Here is a 2,091-nt window from a genome sequence, read left to right as displayed (position 1 = left end):
GGAATAAGTATATTGTTGCTGAATTTCCTGGTCAGCGACACCAGAATTTCCGTGTCCATCGTGATGTCCATCGGTTCCTCGTCGCGTAGTCGATTTTTTGACTTCGACTTGACATACCTTAGCGGAAGTTTCAGAGCAGGAGGTAGTAACAACATATGCGTTAGCTCCCGATACGCATTCTAAAACGGGTAAGAGAGCAATAGCAGCAGTGTAAGTGACTTTTCGTAAAGTACGCATATTAGTCATCTACCTGTTCGCAGCCAACAATCTTCCAGGAAGAATCGGAGTACTTAAACTCAAACTTCCACGTATCGTTATCCTTCTGGATATTGACGTCTCTGTGCCACTCGCCAGTAGGCTCCACAAGAGTTATATAATTCCACTCGCGATATGCCTTCCAAAAATAGGTTTCCCCATCCTCAGACCACGGATTTCCATCAGCAACATAGTTGTCAATGCCATCAATAATCCAACCACCGCGCTTATACAAATCCTCAAAGCTCTTATACCCTTCCAGTTCCTCCGTAAAATCGCTGGAAATATACTTTCGAGATTCCGTAAAATCGCCTACCTGAATTCCATAATTAGTCCATTTAACCCAAGCGTCCATCGTCTTACGGATACCTTCAATAGACTTCTCACGATAGCCCTCTTCAGGAGCATTAGGTTTAGGGACGTTCTGGGCAGGACCGTAGCCGTCAGCTTTACGGTATTCGCCGTCGGGGGCTTTGGAGCCCCCGGAGTAGCCGCGGACAGTAGACGGGGTAGCACTCGCCAAGGGCGACTCAGATGCCGCCGCAGAAGCCGAAGCGGTATCACTCGGCGCGGCGGAGGCGGCGGCGGCCGCCTCGTTATTAGCCTGCTGGCCGCACGCCGCAAGCAGGGCACCAATGCCCACAAGTGCGCCGCTACCCAACAGGGTACGGCGGTTGAAAATGGTCGAATCCATAGAAGATACGCTCCTAGCATCGGTGACGGTGTGTTATTTAGTTGCTAGTCAGACCGTTATTCACAGGTCAAACTGACTGCCGGAAGAAAAACAGCCCCGTAGCGCACCCAACAAACGCATCAATGCGTTATGGAACACTACAGTTACCACCCTACCGCATCTTTGTGTCTATTTGTGTTGCTTTGAGTGCAATACTATCTGAACACCATTATTCGGACACATCAATGCTTTATGCATCAAATAAATCTACACTCGCGGAGGCCCCGCCCCTGCAGAATTTGTGCCATGGTTTAGTGTCTTCGACCATGGCTTTTAACTACGACCAAAGACGCTAACCTATGGCATAAATCCGCAACTCATGACCGGATCCCCATCTGTGACAGGTGGGCGGGCAGGCTACACGGCGAGCGCATACATGTCGCGGAGGGCCTCTTCTGCCTCGTCGAGGGCGTATCCGCTCTGGCAGAGCGCGTCGCAGCCGTTACCATAGCGGAGGCCGGCGAGGAACTCGCGGTCAGTCACCTCCGGCAGGTACACCATGAGGTATTCGCCGTTGTCAGTGAAGAAGTCGTCAATGTTGGCGGCGTCCTGGCCGGAGTAGAAGGCGCGGAAGTCTTCGTCATTGTAGTAACCAACCGTGTACATGAGGGGCTCCTTTGGTCGCTCGGCGGAGTGGGTGAGAACGCGTCGTTGTTCTCTACCACCAAAGGTACGGGGCGCCCCTGACAAGATAAGGGGTTGCACCGCCCCGCGCCGGAGAAAACACACAAAAAATATTGCGTGACGAGGGGGTTTTCTGGAGGCGCGCTCCCCCGCCGCACGGAAGATTAGGTGCGGATGGGCCTGCCTCCCGTGCGCCGTTGTCCCGTCTCCCACACACCGCACGGGAAATTCGGTCATGGGTTACGGACTTCGACCATGGGTTAGTGACTCTGGGCTGGGGTTTTAACCCCCACCAAAGTCACTAACTCATTACCAGAAATCTGCGCCGAGTGGATTACACGGCGGGTAGCTGGCTGTTTCGATAGGTTAGTGTCTTCACTGCGGGTTAAAGACCCACGCCGGAGACACTAACCTATCGAAGGAGTCCCCGACCCTCCCCGCTTAACGGCGAGAAGCCACATGTGTTTCGAGAAGCCACC

At 53.2% G+C, this 2,091-nt stretch carries 2 protein-coding genes; both read right to left on the bottom strand.

The features are described 5' to 3' along the window. Positions 1 to 238: 238 nt before the first annotated feature. Positions 239 to 949, bottom strand: coding sequence for a DUF6318 family protein (locus HMPREF2894_RS06100; RefSeq protein WP_070678283.1), 711 nt, complete (start codon positions 947 to 949; stop codon positions 239 to 241). Positions 950 to 1,345: 396 nt separating this feature from the next. Continuing rightward, positions 1,346 to 1,594: a hypothetical protein gene (locus HMPREF2894_RS06095; RefSeq protein WP_005505891.1), complete on the bottom strand. Its 249-nt coding sequence runs from the start codon at positions 1,592 to 1,594 to the stop codon at positions 1,346 to 1,348. Between the last annotated feature and the right edge of the window lie 497 nt (positions 1,595 to 2,091).

It is taken from the genome of Rothia sp. HMSC066G02 (assembly GCF_001813145.1).
Lineage (GTDB): Bacteria > Actinomycetota > Actinomycetes > Actinomycetales > Micrococcaceae > Rothia.
The sequence above is the reverse complement of the archived record's forward strand: the minus strand, read 5'-3'. Positions and strand labels throughout refer to the sequence as shown.

Excerpts from the sequence above, each read along its gene's own strand:
- HMPREF2894_RS06100 (WP_070678283.1), bottom strand. The coding sequence starts at position 949 with ATGGATTCGACCATTTTCAACCGCCGTACCCTGTTGGGTAGCGGCGCA.
- HMPREF2894_RS06095 (WP_005505891.1), bottom strand. The coding sequence starts at position 1,594 with ATGTACACGGTTGGTTACTACAATGACGAAGACTTCCGCGCCTTCTAC.